22 protein-coding genes are annotated in these 25098 nt (G+C 68.3%); 15 read left to right on the forward strand and 7 right to left on the reverse strand.

Annotated features, from left to right (window positions below):
* The first annotated feature begins 89 nt into the window (after nucleotides 1-89).
* Together FHW78_RS02270 and FHW78_RS02275 are read left to right on the forward strand one after the other, a co-directional pair.
* Entirely contained in the window at nucleotides 90-1784 is a 1695-nt protein-coding gene (locus FHW78_RS02270) for a molecular chaperone HscC (protein WP_183637149.1), read from the forward strand.
* A 1-nt stretch (nucleotide 1785) separates the two neighbouring features.
* Nucleotides 1786-3282, forward strand: coding sequence for a J domain-containing protein (locus tag FHW78_RS02275; RefSeq protein WP_183637152.1), 1497 nt, complete (start codon nucleotides 1786-1788; stop codon nucleotides 3280-3282).
* A 4-nt stretch (nucleotides 3283-3286) separates the two neighbouring features.
* On the opposite strand, the gene FHW78_RS02280 is transcribed toward FHW78_RS02275, so the two are convergent.
* From FHW78_RS02280 to FHW78_RS02290, 3 genes are read right to left on the reverse strand one after another with little or no spacing between them, the layout of a single operon-like run.
* A complete protein-coding gene (locus FHW78_RS02280) occupies nucleotides 3287-3541 on the reverse strand; it encodes a DUF6587 family protein (protein WP_183637156.1) in 255 nt (84 codons plus the stop codon).
* Between the two features lies 1 nt (nucleotide 3542).
* The gene (gene feoB, locus FHW78_RS02285) at nucleotides 3543-5393 is read right to left on the reverse strand and encodes a ferrous iron transport protein B (RefSeq protein ID WP_183637159.1); all 1851 of its coding nucleotides are present in this window, start codon (nucleotides 5391-5393) and stop codon (nucleotides 3543-3545) included.
* Nucleotides 5390-5638 carry a ferrous iron transport protein A gene (locus FHW78_RS02290; protein ID WP_183637162.1) on the reverse strand — a complete coding sequence of 83 codons (249 nt, stop codon included), beginning with the start codon at nucleotides 5636-5638 and terminating at the stop codon, nucleotides 5390-5392. The genes feoB and FHW78_RS02290 overlap by 4 nt, the downstream gene beginning before the upstream one ends.
* Before the next feature lie 106 nt (nucleotides 5639-5744).
* Here FHW78_RS02290 and FHW78_RS02295 point away from each other — a divergent pair, with 106 nt between their 5' ends.
* The 9 genes from FHW78_RS02295 (at nucleotide 5745) to FHW78_RS02335 (ending at nucleotide 15169) form a co-directional block, all read left to right on the forward strand.
* Nucleotides 5745-6545, forward strand: a complete 801-nt coding sequence (locus tag FHW78_RS02295) for an enoyl-CoA hydratase-related protein (RefSeq protein ID WP_183637164.1) — start codon at nucleotides 5745-5747, stop codon at nucleotides 6543-6545.
* A gap of 51 nt (nucleotides 6546-6596) precedes the next feature.
* Nucleotides 6597-6989 (forward strand): VOC family protein, encoded by a 393-nt coding sequence (locus FHW78_RS02300; RefSeq protein ID WP_183637165.1) that lies wholly within the window; start codon nucleotides 6597-6599, stop codon nucleotides 6987-6989.
* A 47-nt stretch (nucleotides 6990-7036) separates the two neighbouring features.
* The gene (locus tag FHW78_RS02305) at nucleotides 7037-9028 is read left to right on the forward strand and encodes an acetyl/propionyl/methylcrotonyl-CoA carboxylase subunit alpha (protein WP_183637167.1); all 1992 of its coding nucleotides are present in this window, start codon (nucleotides 7037-7039) and stop codon (nucleotides 9026-9028) included.
* Nucleotides 9025-9645 (forward strand): hypothetical protein, encoded by a 621-nt coding sequence (locus FHW78_RS02310; RefSeq protein WP_183637169.1) that lies wholly within the window; start codon nucleotides 9025-9027, stop codon nucleotides 9643-9645. The genes FHW78_RS02305 and FHW78_RS02310 overlap by 4 nt, the downstream gene beginning before the upstream one ends.
* A complete protein-coding gene (locus FHW78_RS02315; protein ID WP_183637171.1) occupies nucleotides 9642-10535 on the forward strand; it encodes a hydroxymethylglutaryl-CoA lyase in 894 nt (297 codons plus the stop codon). The genes FHW78_RS02310 and FHW78_RS02315 overlap by 4 nt, the downstream gene beginning before the upstream one ends.
* Nucleotides 10532-13129: an EAL domain-containing protein gene (locus tag FHW78_RS02320; RefSeq protein WP_255443130.1), complete on the forward strand. Its 2598-nt coding sequence runs from the start codon at nucleotides 10532-10534 to the stop codon at nucleotides 13127-13129. Before FHW78_RS02315 ends, FHW78_RS02320 begins: the two co-directional genes overlap by 4 nt.
* Before the next feature lie 69 nt (nucleotides 13130-13198).
* The gene (locus FHW78_RS02325) at nucleotides 13199-13969 is read left to right on the forward strand and encodes an SDR family NAD(P)-dependent oxidoreductase (protein ID WP_183637174.1); all 771 of its coding nucleotides are present in this window, start codon (nucleotides 13199-13201) and stop codon (nucleotides 13967-13969) included.
* A 96-nt stretch (nucleotides 13970-14065) separates the two neighbouring features.
* Nucleotides 14066-14632, forward strand: a complete 567-nt coding sequence (gene yeiP / locus FHW78_RS02330; RefSeq protein ID WP_183637177.1) for an elongation factor P-like protein YeiP — start codon at nucleotides 14066-14068, stop codon at nucleotides 14630-14632.
* Between the two features lie 75 nt (nucleotides 14633-14707).
* On the forward strand, nucleotides 14708-15169 hold the full coding sequence (locus tag FHW78_RS02335; protein WP_183637180.1) for a GNAT family N-acetyltransferase: 462 nt from the start codon (nucleotides 14708-14710) through the stop codon (nucleotides 15167-15169).
* A gap of 2 nt (nucleotides 15170-15171) precedes the next feature.
* Here FHW78_RS02335 and FHW78_RS02340 read toward each other — a convergent pair whose 3' ends face one another.
* From FHW78_RS02340 to FHW78_RS02350, 3 genes are all read right to left on the reverse strand, one after another.
* The gene (locus FHW78_RS02340) at nucleotides 15172-16866 is read right to left on the reverse strand and encodes a DUF4105 domain-containing protein (protein WP_255443233.1); all 1695 of its coding nucleotides are present in this window, start codon (nucleotides 16864-16866) and stop codon (nucleotides 15172-15174) included.
* Between the two features lie 194 nt (nucleotides 16867-17060).
* On the reverse strand, nucleotides 17061-17360 hold the full coding sequence (locus FHW78_RS02345) for a DUF2388 domain-containing protein (RefSeq protein ID WP_183637183.1): 300 nt from the start codon (nucleotides 17358-17360) through the stop codon (nucleotides 17061-17063).
* Between the two features lie 235 nt (nucleotides 17361-17595).
* Nucleotides 17596-18987: an FAD-binding oxidoreductase gene (locus FHW78_RS02350; protein ID WP_183637186.1), complete on the reverse strand. Its 1392-nt coding sequence runs from the start codon at nucleotides 18985-18987 to the stop codon at nucleotides 17596-17598.
* A 190-nt stretch (nucleotides 18988-19177) separates the two neighbouring features.
* Here FHW78_RS02350 and serA point away from each other — a divergent pair, with 190 nt between their 5' ends.
* Both serA and FHW78_RS02360 read left to right on the forward strand, forming a co-directional pair.
* Nucleotides 19178-20419, forward strand: a complete 1242-nt coding sequence (serA, locus tag FHW78_RS02355; RefSeq protein WP_183637189.1) for a phosphoglycerate dehydrogenase — start codon at nucleotides 19178-19180, stop codon at nucleotides 20417-20419.
* Nucleotides 20420-20504: 85 nt separating this feature from the next.
* The gene (locus FHW78_RS02360; protein WP_183637193.1) at nucleotides 20505-21188 is read left to right on the forward strand and encodes an HAD family hydrolase; all 684 of its coding nucleotides are present in this window, start codon (nucleotides 20505-20507) and stop codon (nucleotides 21186-21188) included.
* An 89-nt stretch (nucleotides 21189-21277) separates the two neighbouring features.
* Here FHW78_RS02360 and FHW78_RS02365 read toward each other — a convergent pair whose 3' ends face one another.
* On the reverse strand, nucleotides 21278-21877 hold the full coding sequence (locus FHW78_RS02365) for an NUDIX hydrolase (protein WP_183637196.1): 600 nt from the start codon (nucleotides 21875-21877) through the stop codon (nucleotides 21278-21280).
* A gap of 146 nt (nucleotides 21878-22023) precedes the next feature.
* On the opposite strand from FHW78_RS02365, the gene FHW78_RS02370 reads away from it, so the two are divergent.
* Together FHW78_RS02370 and FHW78_RS02375 are read left to right on the forward strand one after the other, a co-directional pair.
* A complete protein-coding gene (locus FHW78_RS02370) occupies nucleotides 22024-23496 on the forward strand; it encodes an amino acid permease (RefSeq protein ID WP_183637199.1) in 1473 nt (490 codons plus the stop codon).
* 116 nt (nucleotides 23497-23612) lie between these two features.
* Nucleotides 23613-25037 (forward strand): amino acid permease, encoded by a 1425-nt coding sequence (locus tag FHW78_RS02375; RefSeq protein WP_183637202.1) that lies wholly within the window; start codon nucleotides 23613-23615, stop codon nucleotides 25035-25037.
* Nucleotides 25038-25098 lie beyond the last annotated feature (61 nt).

The following is a 25098-nucleotide window of genomic DNA, read 5'->3' on the forward strand; positions in this document are numbered from 1 at the left end:
GGGCGAGCGCGCCGCATCCTCCGGGTACCCGCCACTGCTTCCCTGCCCTTACACTGATCGCCGATGCAGGGAAGGATCCAGGGGACTGAATGATTGTCGGCATTGATCTGGGGACCACCCATTCGCTGGTGGGCGTGTATGGCGAACAGGGACCACAGCTGATTCCGAATGCGCTGAACAGCTACCTGACGCCGTCGGTGGTCAGCGTGGATGGCCAGGACGCGGTGCTGGTCGGGCAAGCCGCGCGCGAGCGCCTGATTACCCATCCGCAGTCCAGCGTGGCGCATTTCAAGCGCTGGATGGGCACTGATCGGGTCACCCGGCTCGGCAAGCATTCCTTCCGGCCGGAGGAACTATCGGCGCTGGTGCTGCGCGCGCTGATCGCCGACGCCGAGGCGCACCTTGGCCAGAAGGTCGGCGAAGCCGTCATCAGCGTGCCCGCCTACTTCGGCGACGCCCAGCGCAAGGCGACCCGCATCGCCGGCGAGCTGGCCGGCATCAAGGTCGAGCGGCTGATCAACGAACCCACCGCGGCGGCGCTGGCCTACGGCCTGCAGCAACGCGAAGGCGGCGGACGCTTCCTGGTGTTCGATCTGGGCGGCGGCACCTTCGACGTGTCGATCCTGGAAATGTTCGAGGGCGTGATGGAAGTGCACGCCAGCGCCGGCGACAACTTCCTCGGCGGCGAGGATTTCCTGCATGCGCTGCGCGATGCCTGCCTGCAGGATCTCGGCATCGCCCCGGGCACCCTGCAACCGGCCGAATCGGCGCAACTGCTGCGCCGGCTGGAACTGCTCAAGCGCGAGCTCTCGCACGCGTCGGCCACCGAACATGCCGTCGAACTGACGCTGGCCGGGCAGGCACGCAGCTGGCAGCTGGACGAAGCCCGTTTCGCCCGCATCTGCGAACCGTTGGTGCAGCGCCTGCGCGCGCCGCTGGAACGCGCCATGCGCGACGCCCGGCTCACACCCGCGCAACTGGACGACATCGTGCTGGTCGGCGGCGCTTCGCGCATGCCGCTGACGGCACGGCTGGTGTCGCGCATGTTCGGCCGGCTGCCGCTGCGCCACATCAATCCCGACGAAGCCATCGCGGTGGGCGCGGCGATCGCGGCCGGCATGAAGGCGCGCGACGAGAAGCTGGAGGAAGTGATCCTCACCGATGTCTGTCCGCACACCCTCGGCGTCGGCACCAGCCAGCAGGGGGCCAACGGCCAGGTCACCAGCGGCATCTTCTCGCCAATCATCCACCGCAACAGCACGGTGCCGGTCAGCCGGGTCGAGCGCTACCAGCCGCTGCAGGACTGGCAACGGCAGGTGGAATTCGAGATCTTCCAGGGCGAAAGCCCTCGGGTGGAGCACAACGTGCGGCTGGGCAAGATCAGCGTGGCGGTCCCGGCCAAGGCCGCGCACGAGAACCCGGTGGACATCCGTTTCACCTACGACGTCAACGGCCTGCTCCAGGTCGAGGCCACCGTGGTCGCCACCGGCGAGACCCACGAGGTCATCCTGGAACAGAACCCGGGCATCCTCTCGCAGGCCGAGATCCGCGAACGCCTGGCGACGCTGGCGGCACTGAAGATCCACCCGCGCGACCAGCAGGAGAACCTCAGCCTGATCGCCCGCGCCGAGCGCCTGTACGAGGAACTGCTGTGGGCACGCGGCGATCTGCAGGACGCGCTGGTGCGCTTCCGCGGCGCGCTCGACAGCCAGGATCCCGACGTGATCCGCGAACACCGCACCCATTTCGCCGCCATGCTCCAGCACATCGAGTCGCAGGCCTGAGATGACTCCGTTCGATCTGCTGGGTGTCCCCCGCGACGCGGACGAAAGCGCGATCAAGCGCGCCTACGCGCGACGCCTGAAGGTCACCCGGCCGGATGATGATCCGGAAGGTTTCCAGCGCCTGCACGAGGCCTACCAACAAGCCCTCCAGCATTGCCGGCAGCGGGCGATGGCGGCCGCCTGGGAGGAAGAGGAAGACGACATCGAAGCGGCGGACGTAGCCACGGTCGGCGATGACGACCAGCCGCAGGCCGGACGGGAACATGGACACGGGGAAACGGAACTGCTGGCGGATCCCGCGACGGCGCACACCGTCCTGCTCGACGCGGAACAACTGGACGCGCTGATCTCCGGGCGCACGCCGCACCTGCCATCGCCGGTCGCCAGCGCCGCCGCAGCAGCGGCCTCCGCGGTTGCGGATGCGACCACGCGACGCTTCGACTTCGATGGTTTTTTCGCGGAAACCGTGCAACGGGCCCGCGATACGCCTCCCGCCGTACTGTCGGCCTGGCTGGCGGCACACGACGACCTTTACCAGTTGGAACTGAAACAGTCGGTCGGCGATGCGCTGTTCCAGCGCCTGGGTTACGACGGCGTCACGATTCCACCCGCGAACCTGTCCGCGCTGGAGACCTTCTTCGGCCAGCAGGACTATTGGCTGGAGCAACGGATGGCGGTGCGCTGGGCGATCGAACGCGAGCAGACTTCCCGCTACGACGAGCCACGTCCGCTGGCGATCCGCCAGCTCAAGCGCCCTTTCCGATGGCCGCAGGCGCTGGCCATCGCCTGCGTGCCGGGAATGTCCGCGCGCATCGCCCGGTTGTCGCAACGCCTGAGCGAGGACTACGGCGATCTGCCGGATGGCATTGATCCGGGCCAGGATCAGTTCTTCCGGCAACTTGCCCGCAAGGACTATCTCGGCGTCTGGCGCTGGTTGCCGATGCTGGCACGCGCCGTCCTGTTGGCGCTGCTGGGCTATCTGCTCGCACCGGTCGTGTTCGCGCAATCGCGCCCTGCCCTGTCGACCGCGCTGGTGGTCGGTGGAGTTGCCCTGGCAATCCAGGGCGGCTGGCGCCTGATGGTGTGGCTGCACGCGATCAGCCTCGGCGACAACGGTTCCGCCAACGAGAGCCGACGCACGCTGATACCGGTGTTGCTGGCAGTGACGGGCCTGGTCCTGGCCGCGCTGTCGGGAGTGGACTGGCTGGCCTACCCACTGGTCGTTCCCGCCGCCCTGATTCATTGGCGACGCAGCTTCGATGCCTTGCGATTCCTGCTGGGTGGCATCGCCATGCAGCCCTTGTTGCCCGGCACGCTTCCCGATCTGTGGTCGGCCGGGGCGGTCGGCTTCGCCGTGGTCCCACTGGGCCTTGCTTTGTTTGACGGACTCTACGCGCGCAGCCAGCGGATTCCATTGTCCGCCGCCGCGGGCAATGGCTGGACCACGCTGGCCTCGTACGGCTTCTTCGTCGGCTGGGTGCTGGCGCGGGTGTTCTAGGCGGTCAGACCTTCGACGACGGCCCGCAACTGTTGCAGCCGCCGCAGCCGTCGCCACCACCGGAACCGCGCGGCTCCGGCGCGATCCAGCGCCCCAGCGCATGCAACCAGCCTGGACGACCCTCGCGCAGCAACGGCAGCGCCAACGCCACCCGCGCCTTGCGCAGCGTGCCCGGAAACTGCTTCTTCAGCACCACCCACACGCTGGCCAGCGCCAGCAGGCCGATGATCGCGTATTGCAGGATCAGCGAGCCGTCCACGTCAGCCCGCTCCCAGCGCCTTGGCGATCTGGTAGGTCAGCAGCGAGGCGACATAGGCCATCGCGAACAGGTAGAACGCCGCGTACGACATCTGCTTCCACGAGTTGGTCTCCCGCTTGATGGTCGCCAGCGTGGACAGGCACATGGGCGCATAGATGTACCAGACCAGCAGCGACAGCGCGGTCGCCAGCGACCAGCCATCGCTGATCAATGGCGACAACGCCTGCGCGGCTGCGTCGTCGTCGGCCGCGGACAGCGCGTAGACCGTTGCCAGCGACGCCACCGCCACTTCACGTGCCGCCAGGCCCGGAATCAGCGCGATGCAGATCTGCCAGTTGAAGCCCAGCGGCGCGAAGAACACCGCCATCGCATGACCGATGCGGCCGGCAAAGCTGTAGTCGATGGCCGGCCCCACCGCGTCGACCGGTGGCGCGGGGAAGTTCAGCAACACCCACAGCAGCACTGTCATCGCCAGGATGATGCCGCCGACCCGGCGCAGGAAAATCCAGGCGCGCTCCCACAGGCCGATCGCGAGATCGCGTGGATGGGGAATGCGGTAGGAAGGCAGCTCCAGCATCAGCGGATGCTCGCTCTTGTCGCGGCGCCACTTCTTCATGACCCAGGCCACCAGCAGCGCGCTGAGGATGCCCGCCACGTACAGGCCGAACAGGACCAGGCCCTGCTGGTTGAACATGCCGATCTTCTTTTCCGGCACGAACGCGCCAATCAGCAGCGCATACACCGGCAGGCGCGCCGAGCAGGTCATCAACGGTGCGACCAGGATTGTCGCCAGGCGATCGCGCGGATCCTGGATCGAACGGGTCGCCATGATGCCGGGAATGGCGCAGGCGAAGCTCGACAGCAACGGGATGAAGGAACGCCCCGACAGGCCGGCCGAGGCCATCATCCGATCCAGCAGGAACGCCGCGCGCGGCAGGTAGCCGGATTCCTCCAGCGCCAGGATGAAGGCGAACAGGATCAGGATCTGCGGCAGGAACACGATCACGCCACCGACGCCGGCGATGATGCCGTCCACCAGCAGGCTGTTGAGCGGGCCTTCCGGCAGTGTGCCGCCCACCCATTCACCCAGTGCGCCGGTCCCCGCTTCGATCAGATCCATCAACGGAGTGGCCCAGGCGTACACCGCCTGGAAGATCAGGAACATCACCACGATCAGTGCGACGAAGCCGATCACCGGGTGCAGCAGCCAGCGATCCAGCGCGTCGTCCACCCTGGCGGTGCGTTGCGGCATGTCCACCGCCATCGACAGCAGACGGCGCGTTTCCGCGTGCAGGTCGGCGTCGCCGCCCAGCCGGTGCTTCGGCGGATGCGGCGCATCGGCCATGCGCTCGATCTGCTCGACCAGCGCGCGAGCACCGTTGTGCTTGACCGCCACCGTCTCCACCACCGGCACGCCGAGTTCGCGCGACAGCGCTTCCAGGTCCACGCGGATACCGCGGCGACGCGCGGCGTCCATCATGTTGACCGCCAGGATCATCGGCTTGTCGAGCTCGCGCACTTCCAGCGCGAAACGCAGGTGCAGGCGCAGGTTGGTGGCATCGACCACGCAGACCAGCACGTCCGGCGGCGCCTCGCCGGGCAGGAAGCCACGGCAGAAATCACGGGTGACCGCCTCGTCCAGGCTGGCGGCATGCAGGCTGTAGGCGCCGGGCAGATCCAGCAGCGCGTAGCTGCGTCCAGAGGCGGTGTGCAGGCGGCCTTCCTTGCGCTCGACGGTCACGCCGGCGTAGTTGGCGACCTTCTGGCGACTGCCGGTCAGCTGGTTGAACAGTGCGGTCTTGCCGCAGTTCGGGTTGCCGACCAGGGCCAGCCGCAATGGCTGCGCGCTCATGCCGCCGCTCCCGCCGGACGGACCCGGATCCGCGCCGCCTCGCTGCGACGCAGGGCGAAACGGGTGAAGCCCACCTGCACCAGCAGCGGTTCGGCGCCCAGCGGTCCCTTGGCGACGATCTGCACCTCCTCGCCGTCGACAAAACCCAGCTCGCGCAGGCGGCGGGCGATGTTGTCGTTGGGGTGGCTGTCGTCGACCGATTCGACGATGGCCAGGGTCCGGGGAGGCAATTCGGTCAGCATCACGCGGCAACTCTCAAATGCGAACTATTCTCATTGTAGCATCGCCGCAGCGCACGAAGGCCAAAATCGGCGCAGGGGCTATCATTTGCCGCTTTCGGGAGGAGCAGACATGACGGAGCCGCACGCACCGGCGCTGGCCAGCCATCTGGATGATGGCGTGTTGCGGCTGCGGCTGAACCGCCCGGAACTGCACAACGCGTTCGACGCCGGCCTGATCGCGCAGCTGACCCGTGAACTGGAAGGGGCTGGAGCCAACCCCAATGTCCGGGTGGTGGTGCTGGAAGGTGCCGGCGCCTCGTTCTCGGCCGGGGCCGATCTGAACTGGATGCGCGGCATGGCCGCCGCCGGCGAAGCCGAGAACCGCGAGGACGCGCTGGCGCTGGCCCGACTGATGCGCACGCTGGACGAACTGCCGCGTCCGACTCTCGCACGCGTGCATGGCGCGGCGTTCGGTGGTGGGGTCGGCCTGGTGGCCTGCTGCGATATCGCCATCGGCGTGCCGGAGGCGAAGTTCGGGCTGACCGAGAGCAAACTCGGTCTGTTGCCGGCGGTGATTTCGCCCTACGTCATTGCCGCGATCGGGCCGCGCCAGGCCCGGCGCTGGTTCGCGACCGCCGAGATTTTCGACGCCGCCACGGCGCTGGACATCGGCCTGCTGCACCAGGTGGTCGAAGCCGACGCGCTGGATGCGGCGGTGCAACGCCAGATCGATCTGCTGCTCAAGGCCGGACCGCAGGCCGCCGCCACCGCCAAGCAACTGGTCACCCGGGTCGCTGCGCAGGCGGACCGTGATTGCCTGGATGCCGACAATGCCGCGCTGATCGCGCGCCTGCGGGTGTCGGCCGAAGGCCAGGAAGGCCTGTCCGCCTTCCTGGAAAAACGCGCGCCGGCCTGGGTGCCCGCGCGCTGACGCCACTGGCGCGGGGAGCGCGCCGCCCTCTTCCCTCCAAGGTGTGCCGACATGATTGACCATGCTGGTTTTGCCGTCGCCGACTATCCGCGCAGCCGCGCTTTCTACGAACGGGTGCTCGCACCGCTGGGCTACGCGGTGGTCATGGAAGTGACCGAGCGCGAAACCGGCCCGGGTGGCTACCAGGGCTGCGGATTCGGACCGCCGCGCAAGCCGGCGTTCTGGGTCGGCACCGGCGCGCGTCCGGGCACCGGCACCCATGTCGCCTTCGTCGCCCCCGACCGCGGCGCCGTCGATGCCTTCCATGCCACGGCCCTGGCTGCGGGCGCGACCGACAACGGCGCCCCGGGCCTGCGCCCGCACTACCATCCCGATTACTACGCCGCGTTCGTGATCGATCCCGACGGCAACAACGTCGAAGCGGTCTGCCACGCGCCGGCCTGATCCTCGCCTCGCTTTCCTACCGAACCGACACGGAAATCCCGACCCGCATGTTCGACAAGATCCTCATCGCCAACCGCGGCGAAATCGCCTGCCGCGTGATCCGCACCTGCCGTCGCCTCGGCATCCGCACCGTTGCGGTGTATTCGGAAGCCGACGCCGACGCACAGCACGTGCGCCAGGCGGACGAGGCCTGGCCGATCGGCGGACCGCGGCCGGCCGACAGCTACCTGCGCGGCGACGCCATTCTGGAAGTCGCGCGCCGCAGCGGCGCGCAGGCCATCCATCCCGGCTATGGCTTCCTGTCGGAGAACGCCGACTTCGCCGAGGCGGTGGAAGCGGCGGGTCTGGTCTTCATCGGCCCGGGCGCGGCGTCGATGCGCAAGATGGGCAGCAAGGCCGGAGCCAAGGAGTTGATGGCCGCCGCCGGCGTGCCGGTGGTGCCGGGCTACACCGGCGAGGATCAATCGCCCAACACGCTGTCGCGCGAGGCCGCACGGATCGGCTTCCCGCTGATGATCAAGGCCGCCCACGGCGGTGGCGGCAAGGGCATGCGGATCGTGCACCGGCTGGACGACTTCATCGCCCAGTTGGAAAGCTGCCAGCGCGAGGCGGCCAACGCCTTCGGCCGCGACCGCGTGCTGCTGGAACGCTACGTGTCCACGCCGCGCCACATCGAGATCCAGGTGTTCGCCGATCGCCACGGCCATACCCTGCATCTCAACGAGCGAGAGTGTTCGGCGCAGCGGCGCTACCAGAAGGTGCTGGAGGAAGCGCCCTCGCCGTTCCTGACCCCGGCGCAACGCGCGGCGATGGGCCAGGCCGCCATCCTCGCCGCGCAGGCGATCGACTACGTCAATGCCGGCACGGTCGAATTCATCGTCGCACCCGACGGCGAATTCTTCTTCATGGAGATCAACACCCGCCTGCAGGTCGAGCACCCGGTCACCGAGATGACCACCGGCCTGGACCTGGTGGAGTGGCAGTTGCGGGTGGCGGCCGGCGAGCCGCTGCCGCTGGCGCAGGACGCGATTCCGCAGCAGGGCCACGCCATCGAGGTGCGCCTGTACGCCGAGGATCCGGAAGCCGGGTTCCTGCCCGGTTCGGGCCGGCTGGAACGCCTGCGGCTGCCGCCGACGGACCCGCACGTGCGCATCGATTCGGGCGTGACCGAAGGCGATACGGTCACCATTTTCTACGATCCGATGATTGCCAAGCTGATCGTCCACGACCGCGACCGCCCCGCCGCGCTGGCGCGCCTGCGCGACGCGCTCGAACAGTGCGACGTGATCGGGCCGAAGTCGAACATCGCGTTCCTGGAGCGGCTGGCGCGCCACCCGGCGGTGCTGGAGGGGCGCATCGATACCGGCTACCTGGACCGGCACCTGGACGAGTTCCTCGCCGCCGGCGAACCCGACCCGGCCGCCCTGTTGGCCGCCGCCACCGCCACCCTGCTCGCGCAGGAGGCCGCTGCCGCCGATACCGCGCGCGCGTCCGCCGATCCGGGTTCGCCCTGGGCCATCGCCGACGGCTGGCGACTGGGCCATGCCGGCCAGCGGCCGCTGAGTTTCGTCCACCGGGGACAGACCTTCGCCCTGAAGGCACAGGGTACCCAGGGCCGCTATGCCATCGAACACGACGGCCGCACCCACGCCATCGAGGGCGCGCGGTTGACCGGCGACCTGCTCGGTTTGCGTATGGATCATGAAGCACGGCGTTTCCGCGTCCTGCGGGAAGGCGAGCGCATCACCGTCCACGACGGCCGGCAGCGGGTCGTGCTGGAACAGGTGCCCGCCTATCGCAGGACCGCGACCGCCGATGCCGGGGGAGACCACCGCGTGCGCGCGCCGATGCCCGGCCGCGTGGTGGTGGTCCGCGCCAAGGCCGGCGACACGGTGACCACGGGCCAGGAACTGCTGGTGATGGAAGCGATGAAGATGGAGCTGGCATTGAAGGCCCCGCGCGATGGCGTGGTGGGCGAGCTGCGCGCCAGCGCCGGCGACTTCGTCGAAGCCGACGCCGTCCTGGTGACCCTGGAATGACGGGCCGCCGCCGCATGCCGCTGTTGTTCCTGCTGGCCCTCGCGTTGCCGGCCCTGCCCGGCTGCCTGATGTTCGAACGCGCTCCCGCCGAACTGGGCTGCGACCCGGCCCTGGCCGGCCGCTGGCTGCCGTTGCCCGGCGCGGATCCGGAAAAGATGCCGCTGGGCTCCGGCGACTACGCCGAGATCGACGCGCAGTGCCAGGTCTCGCTGGTCGAAAGCGGCAAGACGCCGCGCACCCGGTTCCGCGCGCTGGGTTTCGAACTCGACGGCACGCGCTACCTGGCGCTGGACCAGGACGACATGCGCGATCTGTTCAACGACCCGAAAGCGCCGGCGGGAAACAGCAAGTTGCCCGCCACCAGCGTGCTGCTACTCAAATACCGCATCGCCGACGACGTGCTGGAAGTGGCGATGCCGCGGGCCAGCCGCGCGCTCGAACGCATCCAGCAGGGCGACCCGGGCATTCGCGAGGTCGACACGATGGTGTATCTGCTGGGAGGCGAGGCCGACGCACTGCGGGCGACGCTGGCGGCGGATCCGGGGCTGTTCGACAGCTTCGATCCCGCCTCGCGCAATCCGCGCCTGCGCCGCGCCGGCATGGAGGCCGCGCCATGACCGACTTCGTCCGCATCGTCGAGGTCGGTCCGCGCGACGGCCTGCAGAACGAGAAGGCGGTGATCGCCACCGCCGACAAGATCGAACTCATTGATCGCCTCTCCCGTACCGGCCTGCGCACCATCGAGGCCACCAGCTTCGTCAGTCCACGCTGGGTGCCGCAACTGGCCGACGCGGCGGAAGTGTTCACGGGGATCCATCGCGAACCGGGTGTTGCCTATCCGGTGCTGGTGCCGAACGAGACCGGCTACGACCGCGCGCGCGCGGTCGGCGTGGAGGAAATCGCGGTGTTCACCGCCGCTTCCGAAGCGTTCAACCGCAAGAACATCAATGCCGGCATCGACGAATCCATCGAGCGCTTCCGGCCGGTGCTGGCGCGCGCCGCCACCGACGGAGTGCGGGTTCGCGGCTACGTGTCCACGGTGCTCGGTTGCCCCTATCAGGGCGATGTGCCGGTGGCCGACGTGGTCAGGGTCGCGAGCCGGCTGCACGAACTGGGCTGCTACGAGATTTCGCTCGGCGACACCATCGGCGTGGGCACCCCGCTGAAGGCGCGCGCGATGCTGCAGGCGGTCGCCAGCGTGGTGCCGCTATCGTCGCTGGCGGTGCATTTCCACGACACCTACGGCCAGGCGCTGGCCAACATCCTGGCGTGCCTGGAGGAAGGCGTGCGGGTGGTCGACGCCGCGGTCTCGGGGACCGGCGGCTGTCCCTACGCCAAGGGTGCCAGCGGCAACGTCGCCAGCGAGGACGTGGTCTACATGCTGCACGGCATGGGCATCGCCACCGGTGTCGACCTGGACCGGCTGGGCGAAACCGGCCGCTGGCTCGCCGCCCTGCTCGGCCGCGAGACCGGCAGCAAGGCCGGCAAGGCGATGGCGGCCACATGAACGTCGCCGGCGCGTCGGCCCCGGACGATGCCGCCAGCCCGGCGGCCGTCCCCGTCGCGCCGGAGACCGAAGCCACCTTGCAGGCCATCGCCCGCGCGATGGCCGATCCCGCGGTCGACGAGGGAACCCGCGCCCTGCTCGCCCGCGCCCGCGAGACCCTGCTTGCCGCGCTGGCCAGCGCGGAAGCCGAACGCCAGCGCTACCGCAATCTTTTCGACGCCGTGCCCGATCCGGTCAGCATCATCGCCGAGGACGGGACGGTGATGGATCTCAATCGCGCCGGCATGCGCGCCTACCGCCGGCCGCGCGAGGAGATCGTCGGCAAGAACATCAACGTGCTCAACCCGGATCTGCCGCGCGATCACCTGATGCCGGTCTGGGAGACGCTCAACCGTGGTGATACCTATGTCATCGAGGTCACCAACATGCGCGGCGACGGTAGCCGCTTCCCGGTCGAAGTGCATTCGGCCAACATCAATTTCGACGGGCGCAAAAGCATCGTCGCGGTGGCACGCGACATCAGTACGCGGCGGGAAGCGGAGATGCGCTACCGCGAACTGATGGAAACCATCGACAAGGGCATCGTGGTGCAGGATCACGATCTGGGCCTGCAGTACTGCAACGGCGCGGCCATGCGCATCTTCGGCATCCGCGAGGATCAGCGCACGGCCGACGAGCTGGGCATCGAACACTGGCGCATCGTCGGGGCGGATGGTCGCGAGTTGCGCCGCGACGAACTGCCGGCGCAGCGCGCGCTGGATACCGGCCATGTCGTCGAGAGCGCGCTGCTGGGCATGTACCACCGCCAGCGCCGGCAGATGATCTGGTTGACGGTCACCTCGGTGCCGCAGTTCCTGCCCGGCGGCAACCGGCCGGCACAGGTGACTTCGCTGTTCAGCGACGTGACCGAGCTCAAGCGCGACAGCGCGCTGTTCGATCGCGCGCAGTCGCTGGCGCACATCGGCGGCTGGGAATGGGACATCGCCCGCGACCGCCTGTACCTGACCGAGGAAGCCATCCGCATCCTCGGTGCCGCCCTGCCCCCCGATACCCTCGATGCGCTGCTGGCCTGCCTGCGCGAGCCGGATCGGCGGCGCCTGCGTTGCATGGTGGAACGGGTCGCCACCGGTGGCGCCGGTTTCGATCTCGAGCTGCAGGGACGCCGCCACGACGGCCAGCCGTTCTGGATCCGGGTGATCGGCGACGCCGAGCCCGGCGACCCCGGCAACTCGCGGATCACCGGCACTCTGCAGGACATCTCCACCGACAAGCAGGCGGAAGAGACCCTGCGCATCCAGGCCCGCACCGATCCACTCACCGGCCTGATGAACCGCGACGCGGTGCTGACCGAAATCGCCGAGCGCCTGGCCGATCCCGTCCATCCGCAGGCTTCGGTGCTGTACATCGATCTCGACCGCTTCAAGATGATCAACGACGTGCTGGGCCACAATGCCGGCGACGAGCTGCTGGTGCAGGCGGCCAACCGCATCCGCGACGCGGTGGGCGAGCACGGCATGATCGCGCGCTTCGGCGGCGACGAGTTCCTGGTGGTCTGCGATGCCGGCGGCGACCGTGCCCTGCCCGAGCGCCTCGCCGACGCCATCCTGCGGGCGTTCGCCGAGGCCTTCCGCTTCGACCAGGACGAATTTTCGATCACCGCCAGCATCGGCATCGCGCGTGCGCCCGACGATGGCCTGCGCCCGCAGCAATTGATCCAGAACGCCGACATCGCGATGTACGACAGCAAGCACCGCGCCCGCAACGGCTGGCAGGTGTTCTCGCCCGAACTGGCGCAGCGCCAGCAGGATCGCCTGCAGATCGAGACCCAGCTGCGGCGCGCGGTGGACAACCAGGAATTCCGGCTGGTCTACCAGCCGCAGGTGGATCTGCGCCAGGGCCGGATCGTCGCCGCCGAGGCGCTCATCCGCTGGCAGAACCACCAGCTCGGCGAACTGCGCCCGGACCTGTTCATCAGTCATGCCGAAACCACCGGCGACATCGTCAACATCGGCAGCTGGGTGCTGCGCGAGGCCTGCCGCCAGGTCGCGGAGTGGCGCGATCAGGGCCTGGGCATCGTGCGGGTGGCGGTCAACGTCTCCTATCGCCAGTTCGTCGGCGAGGATCTGGCCGACAAGGTGCGCCGCCTGCTCGAAGAGTTCCAGTTGCCGGGTTCGGCGCTGGAGCTGGAGTTCACCGAACGCGTGCTGATCGAGGACGCGCCGTCCACCCTGCGCACCTTCGCCGGGCTCAAGGCGTTGGGCGTGGTGTTGACCATCGACGATTTCGGCGAAGGCTACAGCGCGCTCAATTACCTGCGCCGACTGCCCATCCACGGGCTCAAGCTCAGCCAGCTGTTCACCGAGGGCGTGCCGAACAACCGTTCCGACGTGGCGGTCTGCCAGGCGGTTTCCGCGATCGCCCGCAGCCTGGGCCTGGGACTGGTCGCCGAAGGCGTGGAATCGGAGGCCCAGCGCCAGTTCCTGCTGCAACTGGGCGTACCGGTCGGCCAGGGCTTCCTGTTCGCCCCGGGCCTGTCGCCGGACGAGTTCGCCCGCCGCCTGGACGTGCCGTTGGACCGCGCCTCCAACGGCTGAGCGCGCACCGCTGCCGGGGCGACCGGTCATTCGCGTAAAATGCGGGTCTTTCCGTCCCAGGTTTCCCGCATGCAAGTGTCCGCTACCCGCGCCGTCATCACCGGCGGCGTCTCCGGCCTCGGCTTCGCCGTGGCCCAGCATCTGGTCGCGCAGGGCGGCAAGGTCGCGCTGTTCGACGTCAACGACGACAAGGGCGCGGCCGCGGTCGCCGCGCTGGGCGAGGCCAATGCCCGCTACTTCCGCACCGACGTCACCGACGAGGCCGGCGTGGCAGCGAACATCGCCGCCGCCAGCGAATTCCTCGGCGGACTGAACGCCGCCGTCAACTGCGCCGGCATCCTCGGCGCCGGTCGCGTGCTGGGCAAGGAAGCGCCGATGCCGCTGTCGACCTTCCAGACCACGGTGCTGGTCAACCTGGTGGGCAGCTTCAACGTGGCCAAGGCCGCCGCCAACCTGATGCAGCACAACGAGGGCGGCACCGACGGCGAACGCGGCGTGATCATCAACACCGCCAGCGTGGCCGCGTACGAAGGCCAGATCGGCCAGGCCGCCTACTCGGCCTCCAAGGGCGGCGTGGTCGGCATGACCCTGCCGATGGCGCGCGAGCTGTCGCGCTTCGGCATCCGGGTGATGACCATCGCTCCGGGCATCTTCTGGACCCCGATGGTCGATGGGATGCCCGAGGCCGTGCAGCAATCGCTCAGCGCATCGATCCCGTTCCCCTCGCGCCTGGGCAAGCCCGACGAATTCGCCGACCTGGTCGCCTACATCCTTGGCAACACCTATCTCAACGGCGAGACGATCCGCCTCGACGGCGCCGTCCGGCTGGCACCCAAGTAAGCCGGGATTGGGGATTCGGGATTGGAGATTCGCAGAAGCACTCCACCGAAACCCATCCCGCTTTTCCCGAATCCCCAATCCCGAATTCCCAATCCCATGAAAGCATTCGACATCAAGAAAGGAAACGTCGTCGAGCACAACGGCGGCGTGTACCAGATCCGCGACATCGACCGCAGCTCGCCGCAGGGGCGTGGCGGCAACGTGCGCTTCCGCTTCACCATGTACAGCGTGCCGGGCGGCAACAAGCTGGACGCCAGCTTCGATGCCGACGACAACCTGACCGAAGTGGAGCTGCTGCGCCGCCAAGCCACGTTCTCGTACAAGGACGGCGACGCCTTCGTGTTCCTCGACGACGAGGACTACACGCCGTACACGCTGGATGCGGACGTGCTGGGCGATGACGCCGGCTACATCACCGACGGCCTGGCCGGTTGCTACGTGCAGGTCATCGATGAACTCCCCGTGGCCCTGCAGTTGCCGCAGCACGTGGCCCTGGAAGTGGTGGAAACCCCGCCGGAACTGAAGGGCGGCACCGCCACCAAGCGTCCGAAGCCGGCCAAGTTGAGCACCGGCATCGAAATCATGGTGCCCGAGTACATCACCAACGGCGAACGCATCCTGGTCAACACCACCACCGGCGAATTCGGCGGCCGCGCCGACTGACGCTGCCCGCGGTTCCGGGGCGGGTCCGCGAGGGCCCGCCCTTTTTGTTTTTCATTCTTCAACCTGGAACGCGTCATGTCCGAGCCCCGCTTCCGTCTCGCCACCGCCGAAGACATTGACACGCTGGTTCCGATCGTCCGCGAGTTCTACGCCGACGAGGACATTCCGTGGGACGAGGCGATGCTGCGCGATGCACTCGACGCCCTGCTGCGCGATCCCGCCAATGGTCGCCTGCTGCTGATCGAACGCGGCGGCACGCTGGCTGGCTACATCGTGGTCGGCTTCTGCTTCAGCCTGGAGTTCGGCGGGCGCTACGGCTTGCTGGACGAGTTGTACGTCCTGCCCACCCAGCGCGGTGGCGGCCTGGGCAAGCTGGCCCTGGCCGAGGTGGAAGCGCTGTGCCGGCGCGAAGGCCTGCGCGCGGTACGGCTGGAAGTCAGCGACGACAACGAGCACGCCCACGGCATCTACCAGCGCAGCGGCTACGACGCGCATCCGCGCCGGCTGATGACCCGCTGGCTGGACGAGAACGCCTGAGCTCAGTTCAGCTGCAGTCCGCCGGCCTGGCGATGCAGTTCGCGCAGGTGCGCGCCCAGCCATGCGATGTTGGCATCGACGGCCTCGCGATCTCGGGCCTGGGCCGGACTGAGCAGCGATCGGGCCTGCTGGTCCAGCTGCCGCTCCAGATCGCGCAGGCGTTCGCGCCGGGCCGCGCTGCCGGCCTGGAGCGCTGTCCGTTCTTCCGCCTGCGGCAAGCCATAGCCGGCGCCTTCGAGCAGATCCGCGGGGCGGCTCATCCAGGCGGTTTCCCGCAGCAATGTCCGCAAGGTCCCGGCCGCCGCGCCCAGCTCATCACCACCTGATTGCAGGTAGCGGCGCTTGAACGCCTCGCGGAACCGCGATTCCTGCTGCCGTCGCGCCGCCTGTTCGAGCACCAGCAACGCGGCGGCCGCCTTCAGATCGGCACGTTCCAGCCACAGACGCCGCTGCTGCGGGGACGTGGCCAGCCACTCCTCGACTCCGCGTTGCGGCAGATCCGTCCGCGCGCGGGCGACCTCGAACAGGCCCTGGAAACGCTCGCGCAGTGAATCGAAGCGGTATCCCTCGCGCAGCGCCCGCGCCGGATCCGCCAGCACCGTCCCGTCGGCGATGCCGGCGCGTTGCAATCGCCGCGCCAGCCCGGTCGGGGTGATGCCGCCCAGATCCGCGTCGCCGAGCCGGGGCGCGCCGTCGCGCAGCAGCTTGTAGGTTTCCACCGCGCAATTGTTGCCGAGGAAGAAGTAGTGGCCGTCATAGCTCCAGTGAAGCTGCGCGGCACGCTCGACCAGCGTCGCGATTTCCGAGCGCTCCAGCCGCAGCGGCACGGATTGCAAGCCGCGCAGCTCGATCTTGGTGTACTCGTCGATCACCTGATCCAGCGGCAGCACGAACAGGCGCGAGGGATAGCGGCCGGTCAGCCCTCGCCAGCTGGAAATCTGCAGATCGCCCACGAAGGCGCGGAACGACAGCACCCGGTGGTGTTCCAGGTCCAGCCGGCAATCCGGGCCGAGCGGCCGCCCTGGCGCGCAGATCACCAGCCGCAGCATGCTGTGCCCCCAGCGGCTCATCATCGCGTCGTTGCCTTCGGCCAGCAGGTAATCCACCTGGTAGATCCGTTCCGGATCCAGCGTGCCCAGCCGTCCGCCGGTCGCCGACGCCGCATCCGCGCCCGCGCCCACGTCGCCCGCATCGACGTAGGCGAATCCATCCGCGCATGCCGCACTCGCGACCGCGGGTGCCCCCCAGCGCTGCGTGAAGTAGCGGTACTGCGCCGGTCGCCGGCAGGCGTAGTCGGCATCCAGCAGGAAATGCTCCAGGTTCACCGCGACGTATTCGCGGGGATTGTGCAGTTCGTAAGGATCCGGGCTGCGTTCGCGGAAATCGTTGCCGCGCCGGCGCCCCATCAGCCGGGTCAGGCCCGGCGTTGCGCGGATCTGCCAGCCGGCCAGATCCAGCAGGCGCGGATCCCGCGACATCGCGCCGCTCGCGGAGCGATCGAGGAAATGTCCCAGTTCGTGCAGCAGCGCGGCCAGGGCCGGACGTCCGTCGCCCTCGCCCACTGCGGGTGAGGCCATGAGCCCAGCCAGCAGGTTCCGGTTGAGCAACAGGCGATCACCGGTGGCGCGGCCATGCACCTGCGCGTCCAGGCGCGGGCTCCACTGCACGCGAATGTCGCGATCCAGCGTCGCGCGCATCGCCGGTGTCAGTCGCGCGACCGCCTCGGCCAGCAGTCGTTCGCTGGCGGCGATTTCATCGGGTTGGAGACCGGCGGAATCCAGCCGCAGGCGCGGCGATGCCTGCGCGTGCCCGGCGACGCAGGCGAGCGCCGCCAGCAGGGCCAGGGCGCGGAAGCCCGCGCCGGCGCGGCGCGGGTTCCGGCCGCCCGGGTTCACAGCGCCAGGATGGCCTGCGCCAGGGCCATGTCGCTGGCCTCGCGCGCGTTCGTGTCGCGTTCGCGCAGGTGCCGCAGCGCGGCTTCCAGGCGCGCGCCGCGGATGCGGCCTTCGCTGGCCACGAAGCTGGCGGCGTCGTCACGGGCCTGCAGCACCACCTTGTCGTCGCCGGAGGAACTGCCCGACGAGGCGGAGGAACCGGCCGAGGAGGCGCCGGCGGAGGAACCGGCGAAGCTGCCGGCGAAAGCGGGAATCGAAAGGACCAGCAGCGCGCTGGCGACAAGCAGGCGTTTCATGCGCGGAAAGATACTCGAATCAGGGGTTGGCAAAGACTACCGCAAATCTCCCGAATCACCTGAATCCCTCCTTGTAGGAGCGACGTCAGTCGCGACCGTGCAAGGTCGAGGCAAGCGCGGTCGGCACTCAAGCGGGAAGGTTCCGGTCAAGGTCCATGTGGACCGACCCCGGCTTGGGGTGCCGGCCCGGACGGCACGGTCGCGACTGACGTCGCTCCTACAAAAGCAGGTTCCGTCAGTCCGGGTCGAACAGCTTGCCCGGGTTCATCAGCCCGTTCGGATCCAGCACCCGCTTGATCCCGCGCATCACCGCGATTTCCGCGGCGCCGCGCGTGCTGTCCAGGTAGGGCTTCTTGACCAGGCCGATGCCATGCTCGGCGGAAATGCTGCCGCCGTGCCGCCGCAGCGAGGCCGCCAGCAGCTTGGTCACGTGTTCGCACTGGCGGACGAATTCGGCATCGTCCAGGCCATCGGGCTTGAGCACGTTGATGTGCAGGTTGCCGTCGCCGATGTGGCCGAACCAGACCACCTCGAAATCCGGGTAGGCATCGCCCAGCAGCGCCTGGGTCTCGGCCAGGAACGCCGGCATCGCCGAAATCCGCACCGACACGTCGTTCTTGTACGGCTTGTAGCGCGCCAGCGCCTCGGTGATGCCCTCGCGCAGGCGCCACAGCTGGGCGGCCTGGGCGTCGCTCTGGCTGATCACGCCGTCGCTGACCCAGCCCTGCTCCAGGCAGGCCTCGAACGCGACCATCGCCGCCGTTTCCTTCGCCTCGTCGCCGATCGCGAATTCGGTGACCACGTAATAGTGATGGACTTCCGCGAACGGCGGTTGCGCGCCGTGCGCCAGCACGTGCTCGAGCGCCCGATCGGTGAAGAACTCGAAGGCTTCCAGTTGCAGGCGCGCGCGGAACTCGGCGAACACCCGCATCAGCACCTCGAACGAGGGCAGCGCCAGCAGCATCACGTTGGTCGGCGGCGGCGGGTCGGTCAGCCGCAGGGTGGCCTCGACCACGACGCCCAGGGTGCCCTCCGAGCCGATGACGAGCTGGCGCAGGTCGTAGCCGCTGGAGTTCTTGATCAGCCCGCGATTGAGATCCAGCAATTCGCCGGTGCCGGTCACCAGCTTGAGGCCGGCGATCCATTCGCGGGTGTTGCCGTAACGGATGACCCGGATGCCGCCGGCGTTGGTGGCGATGTTGCCGCCGATCGAACAGGAACCGCGCGCGGCGAAATCGACCGGGTAGACCAGTCCGTGTTCGCGGGCAACGTTATGCACCGCCTCCAGCGCCATGCCCGGCTGCACCGTCAGGGTCCGATCGACCGCGTCGAAGGCCAGCACCTTGTTCATCCGCTCCAGGCTGAGCACCAGTTCGCCGTTGGCCGCCACCGCGCCGCCGGACAGGCCGGTGCGGCCGCCGGACGGCACCACCGCCACGCCGTTTTCGTTGGCCCAGCGCACGATGGCCTGCACTTCCTCCACTGTGGCCGGCAGCGCGATCGCCAGCGGCGCCGGCGTCCAGCGGCGGGTCCAGTCGCGGCCGTAATGTTCCAGCTCGGCGGCTTCGGTGGTCAGGCGCAACTCGGGCACGGCCTGCTGCAGCGCCTGCAAACGCGGATCGGTCATTGATTCGTACGGACGGACGGCATCGGGGGAACGCCAGCGTGCCAGCGATGCTGCGGCGCGTCCAGACGGCGCGCCGGTTGCAGCCGAAACCATTTGGGAACCGGCTTTCCGGGGCATGTGGCGATGCAGCAAAGGCGCGCCGCTTCTGGCATAGTGGAAAGCCCTTCCCCGCCACCTCGCGCCCGCCGCAATGTCGACCAAGAAGACCTCCTATCCGAAGCAGGACATCCGCGTGCTGTTGCTGGAGGGAGTGAGCCAGACCGCCGTGGAAACCTTCCGCGCCGCCGGATACACGCAGATCGATTTCCACGACAAGTCGCTGCCGGAGGACGAGCTCAAGCGGCGCATCGCCGAGGCCCACATCATCGGCATCCGTTCGCGCACCCACCTGACCGGGGACGTGCTGTCGCATGCGCGCCGGTTGATCGCGGTGGGCTGCTTCTGCATCGGCACCAACCAGGTGGATCTGGAAGCGGCCGAGCTGGCCGGCATCCCGGTGTTCAACGCGCCCTATTCCAATACCCGCAGCGTGGCCGAGCTGGTGATCGCGCAGGCGATCATGCTGATGCGCGGCATCCCGCAGAAGAACGCCGAATGCCATCGCGGCGGCTGGTCCAAGTCGGCCGCCGGCAGCCACGAGGCGCGCGGCAAGACGCTCGGCATCATCGGCTATGGCCATATCGGCACCCAGGTCGGCGTGCTGGCCGAGGCGATCGGCATGAACGTGATCTTCCACGACATCGAAACCAAGCTCTCGCTGGGCAACGCGCGCTCTGCCACCAGCCTGGACGATCTGCTTGCGCGCAGCGACGTGGTGACCCTGCACGTGCCGGAGACCGCCGCGACCCAGGGCATGTTCGGCGCCACGCAGATCGCGAAGATGAAACACGGCGCGCACCTGATCAACGCCTCGCGCGGCACCGTGGTCGACATCGATGCGCTGACCGCGGCATTGAAGTCCGGCGCGGTCGGCGGCGCGGCGGTGGACGTCTTCCCGGTCGAACCCAAGGGCAATGCGGAGGCCTTTGAATCGCCGCTGCGCGGTATCGACAACGTGATCCTGACCCCGCACGTCGGCGGCAGCACGCTGGAAGCGCAGGACAATATCGGCGTGGAAGTGGCGGCCAAGCTGGTGCGCTACAGCGACAACGGATCGACCCTGTCGGCGGTCAACTTCCCCGAGGTCACGTTGCCCGGCCACGACGGCAGTCGCCGGATCCTGCACATCCACCGCAATGTGCCGGGAGTGCTGTCGCAGATCAACGAAATCTTCAGCAAGCACAACGTCAACATCGACGGCCAGTTCCTGCGCACCGATCCCAAGGTCGGCTACGTGGTGATCGACGTCACCGCGACCGAGGAGCAGAGCGCCGAGTTGAAGGACGCGCTGTCGGCGATTCCCGGCACCTTGCGGACACGCATCCTGTACTGAGTTCACCCCGCGGGCGGCCATTGGCCGCCCGCACCGTTTTGAAGCGGCCATTGGCCGCCCGTATCGTTCCTGAAGGAGATGGACCATGGCCCGCGCGGATACCGCATTCCTGTTCGATCTCGACGGCACGCTGGTGGACAGCGTCTACCAGCACGTGCTGGCGTGGAAGGAAGCCCTCGATCGCGAGGGCGTGGATCTGTCGGTGTGGCGGATTCATCGCAAGATCGGCATGAGCGGCGGCCTGTTCACCCACATCCTGCTGCGCGAGACCGGCCTGGACATCACCGAGGATCGGCTGGGTCGCCTGCGCCGCTGGCACGCCGAGGCGTATTCGCGGCAGTCGGAACAGCGTGCCGTGCAGCCGCTGCCGGGGGCGCGCGAACTGCTGGCATTCCTGACCGAACAGGGCATCCCCTGGGGCATCGCCACCAGCGGCCGGATGGAGACCGCCGCGCACAACCTGCACGCACTGGGGGTGGATCCGGCGCAGGTGCCGGTGATCACCCGCGATCTGGTGCGCCATGCCAAACCGGATCCGGATCTGTTCATCGCCGCCGCCGATCGGCTGGGCGTGGACATCACCCGCTCGCTGGTGATCGGCGACAGCATCTGGGACATGCTGGCCGCCCAGCGCGCCCGCGCGCTTGGCGTGGGCCTGCTGTCCGGTGGCTACGGCCAGGAGGAACTGGAGCGCTCGGGCGCGTTCCGTGTCTACGAAGATCCGGCCGATCTGCTGCGGCATATCGACGAGGTGGTGGCGCGCAGCTGAGCGCGGGGCCTTCCGCCACCGATGTCTGCCGGCAAAACCATCGGCCGCGCGTCCAGGCCGCGACGCGCGGTTCAATCGTCAACGGTTGCTCAGGCCCCGGCCTGCGCCTGGGCGGCGAGCCACTTGCGGGCCATTCGGCTTAGCGATTCGTCGGGCTCGTCGGCGATCGGCGCGATCTCGCGCCAGGCCAGGTCCAGCGATTCCTCGCTGACCACGTAGCGTTCGTCCGCGCCGGCGCGAATCACGTAGCGGACGTCGTAGTGCCAGTGTCCCGGCACATCCTTGCGTTCCGGAATCCAGTGCCGGTCCAGATCGAAGATGGCGGTGTCGTCCAGCCGCAGATCCGGCAAGCCGGATTCCTCCTCGGCTTCCTTCAGCGCGACCTGGCCCATGTCGGTGTCGCCGTCGGCATGGCCGCCCAGTTGCAGCCAGCGCGCCAGCTTGCGGTGGTGGGTCAGCAGGGTGCGCCGGCCGTCGGCGCTGACCAGCCAGGCGCCGCCGGTGAAATGCCCCTCCAGGCGTTCGCGAAGGAACGGATTGCGCGAATCCGCCAGCAGTTCGAGGAAGTCCCCCACGACCGCGGCCTCCTCGGGCCAGCGCGCCCGATAGACCTGCAATTGTTCCATCAACGGTGATTCAAACACGCGCCTGCCCTGTTCAGTTATGCGGAGAATGATGCTCGCCGCCATTATCCCTCCCCGTGCTGCATCCGCGCTTGTGATCCCCGGCTCGCTTTGGCAAGGTACGGCGCTTCCGTGCGGGTGACCCACACACCCGTGACCGCCAAATGACAGGCACCGGCCAAGACCGGTCGCCAACTCCGGGGAAGTCGCGAATGCTCAAATCTTTGTTCAGGGTCAAGCCGGTCGAACCGGCCGGCCATGTGGATGCCGGTGAACCCTTCGAAGGCAGCCTCGATGGCGAGGCCACCCTCAAACGGACCCTGACAGCGAAGCACCTGACCATGCTGGGCGTCGGTGCGGTCATCGGCGCGGGCATCTTCGTGCTCACCGGCCAGGCGGCGGCCAACCATGCCGGTCCGGCCATCATGCTGAGCTTCGTGCTGGCCGGTTTCGCCTGCGCCCTGGCCGGCCTGTGCTATGCCGAATTCGCCGCGCTGATGCCGGTGTCGGGCAGCGCCTATTCCTACTCCTATGCCACCCTGGGCGAATTCGTCGCCTGGTTCATCGGCTGGTGCCTGGTGCTGGAGTACCTGTTCGCCTCCTCCACCGTCGCGGTGGGTTGGTCGGGCTACCTGGTCAGCTTCATCACCACCACGTTGCACCTGCCTTTCCCGATGCAGCTCACCCAGGCGCCGATCGACTGGAACGGGACCGACTTCGTTTCCACCGGCAGCCTGTTCAACCTGCCGGCGATCCTGATCGTCGCCGCCATCAGCGGCCTGTGCTACGTCGGCATCACCCAGTCCGCGTTCGTCAATGCGATCGTGGTGGCGATCAAGGTCACCGTCATCTGCCTGTTCGTCGGGTTCGGCCTGCAGCACATCGATCCGGCCAACTGGACCCCGTTCATTCCGCCGAACGAAGGCCCGGGCAAGTTCGGCTTCGAGGGCGTGACCCGCGCCGCGGCGATCGTGTTCTTCGCCTACATCGGTTTCGACGCGGTCTCCACCGCCGCCGGCGAGGCCAAGAACCCGCAGCGCGACATGCCGATCGGCATTCTCGGCTCGCTGGCGATCTGCACGGTCATCTACATCGTGGTGTGCGCGGTGCTGACCGGCATGACCCACTACAGCCTGCTGGGCACGCCCAAGCCGGTGGCGACCGCGCTGGAAGCGTTCCCGGATCTGTCGTGGCTGAAGACCGCGGTGGAAATCGGCGCCATCGCCGGCCTGTCCTCGGTGATCCTGGTGATGCTGATGGCGCAGCCGCGCATCTTCTACAGCATGTCCAAGGACGGCCTGATGCCGAAGCTGTTCGGCAAGGTCCATCCCAAGTTCCGCACGCCCTACGTCGGCACGATCATCGTCGGCGTGCTCGCCGCCATCCTGGCCGGCCTGATGCCGCTCAACGTGCTGGGCGAGCTGGTGTCGATGGGCACCCTGCTGGCCTTTGCCACCGTCTGCATCGGCGTGCTGGTACTACGCTATACCCGCCCCGAACTGCCGCGCCCGTTCCGCGTGCCGCTGGCGAACATCATCTGCCCCGTGGGCGCGCTCGCCTGCCTGTATCTGTTCTGGCAGCCCTTCGTGGAGCACTGGCCGATCTTCGTCGGCTGGACCGTGTTCGGCCTGCTGATCTATTTCAGCTATGGCTACCACCACAGCAAACTGCGGCAGAAGGCCTGAGGGCCCGAACGGGCCGGCGCACGGCGCCGGCCTTTTTCATTGCATGCATCATGACGGTGGCCGGGATATCGCCCGTCCATACGTCTTGATGAAGAACGACGATTGGAAGTGGATTGATGTTCGGACAACTCTGGGCCACCAAGCACCCCCATGCCAGCCATAGCGACGCCGAAGGCCTGAGCCTGCGCCGCACCCTCGGACCCTGGGGCCTGACCGCGCTGGGCATCGGCGCGGTGATCGGCGGCGGCATCTTCGTCATCACCGGCCAGGCGGCGGCCAACCACGCCGGCCCGGCGATCATGCTGAGCTTCGTGCTGGCGGCGATTTGCTGCACCTTCTGCGCGCTGGCCTATGCCGAGTTCGCGGCGATGGTGCCGGTGTCCGGCAGCGCCTACACCTACACCTACGCCACCCTCGGCGAACTGGCGGCCTGGTTCATCGGCTGGATGCTGGTACTGGAATACGGCGTCTCGGCCTCGGCGGTCGCGGTCAGCTGGACCGGCTATTTCCTCAGCCTGCTGGAACACTTCGACATCCACCTGCCCGCGGCGCTGGTCAGCGCGCCGCTGGACGCCAAGCTGCAACCGACCGGCGCCATCGCCAACCTGCCCGCCGCCGCCATCGTGCTGCTGCTGACCTGGCTGTGCTACGTCGGCATCCGCAAGTCCTCGGCGATGAACATGGCGATGGTGCTGCTCAAGAGCGGCCTGATCGTGCTGGTCATCGTGGTCGGCTGGAAGTACGTGGATCCGGCCAACTGGCAGCCCTTCATCCCGGCCAACGAAGGCCCCGGCAAGTTCGGCTGGGAAGGCGTGCTGCGTGGCGCCTCGATGGTGTTCTTCGCCTACATCGGCTTCGAGGCGGTTTCGGTGGCGGCGCAGGAGTCGCATCGTCCGCAACGCGACATGCCGGTCGGCATGCTGCTGTCGCTGGCCATCTGCACGGTGCTGTACATCGCGATGGCCGCGGTCATGACCGGACTGGTGCCCTATACCCTGCTGGGCACCGACGAACCGGTAGTCACCGCGGTGGCGGCGCATCCGCAACTGGGCTGGCTGCGCGTGGTGGTGGAAATCGGCGCGCTGGTCGGTCTGTCCTCGGTGGTGCTGGTGATGATCATCGGCCAGCCGCGCATCTTCATGATCATGGCCCGCGACGGCCTGCTGCCGCCGGTGTTCACCAAGATCCATCCCGAGTACCGCACCCCGCACATCAACACCGTCATCACCGGCATCGGCATCGCCCTGCTGGCGGCGCTGTTCCCGCTGGACGTGCTGGGCGAGCTGACCTCGATGGGTACGCTGATCGCCTTCGCCGCGGTCTGCCTGGGCGTGCTGATCCTGCGCCGGACCCAGCCCGACCTGCCGCGCCCGTTCCGGATTCCGGCCGCCTGGCTGATCTGCACCCTGGGCATCCTGTGCTGCCTGGCGCTGCTGTCGGCGATGACCGCGCACAACTGGTTCCTGATGGCGGTCTGGACGGCGGTCGGTTTCGCGATCTACTTCCTGTACGGTCACCGCCACAGCAAGCTGCGGCGCTGAACCACGCCACCGGGCCGCGCCTGCGGCCCGTCCTCGCGCCGTCCCGCCCAGCCGGGGCGGC

Origin of the sequence: Pseudoxanthomonas sp. OG2 (genome assembly GCF_014192765.1) — a bacterium.
In the GTDB taxonomy this organism is placed as follows: Bacteria; Pseudomonadota; Gammaproteobacteria; order Xanthomonadales; family Xanthomonadaceae; genus Pseudoxanthomonas_A; species Pseudoxanthomonas_A beigongshangi.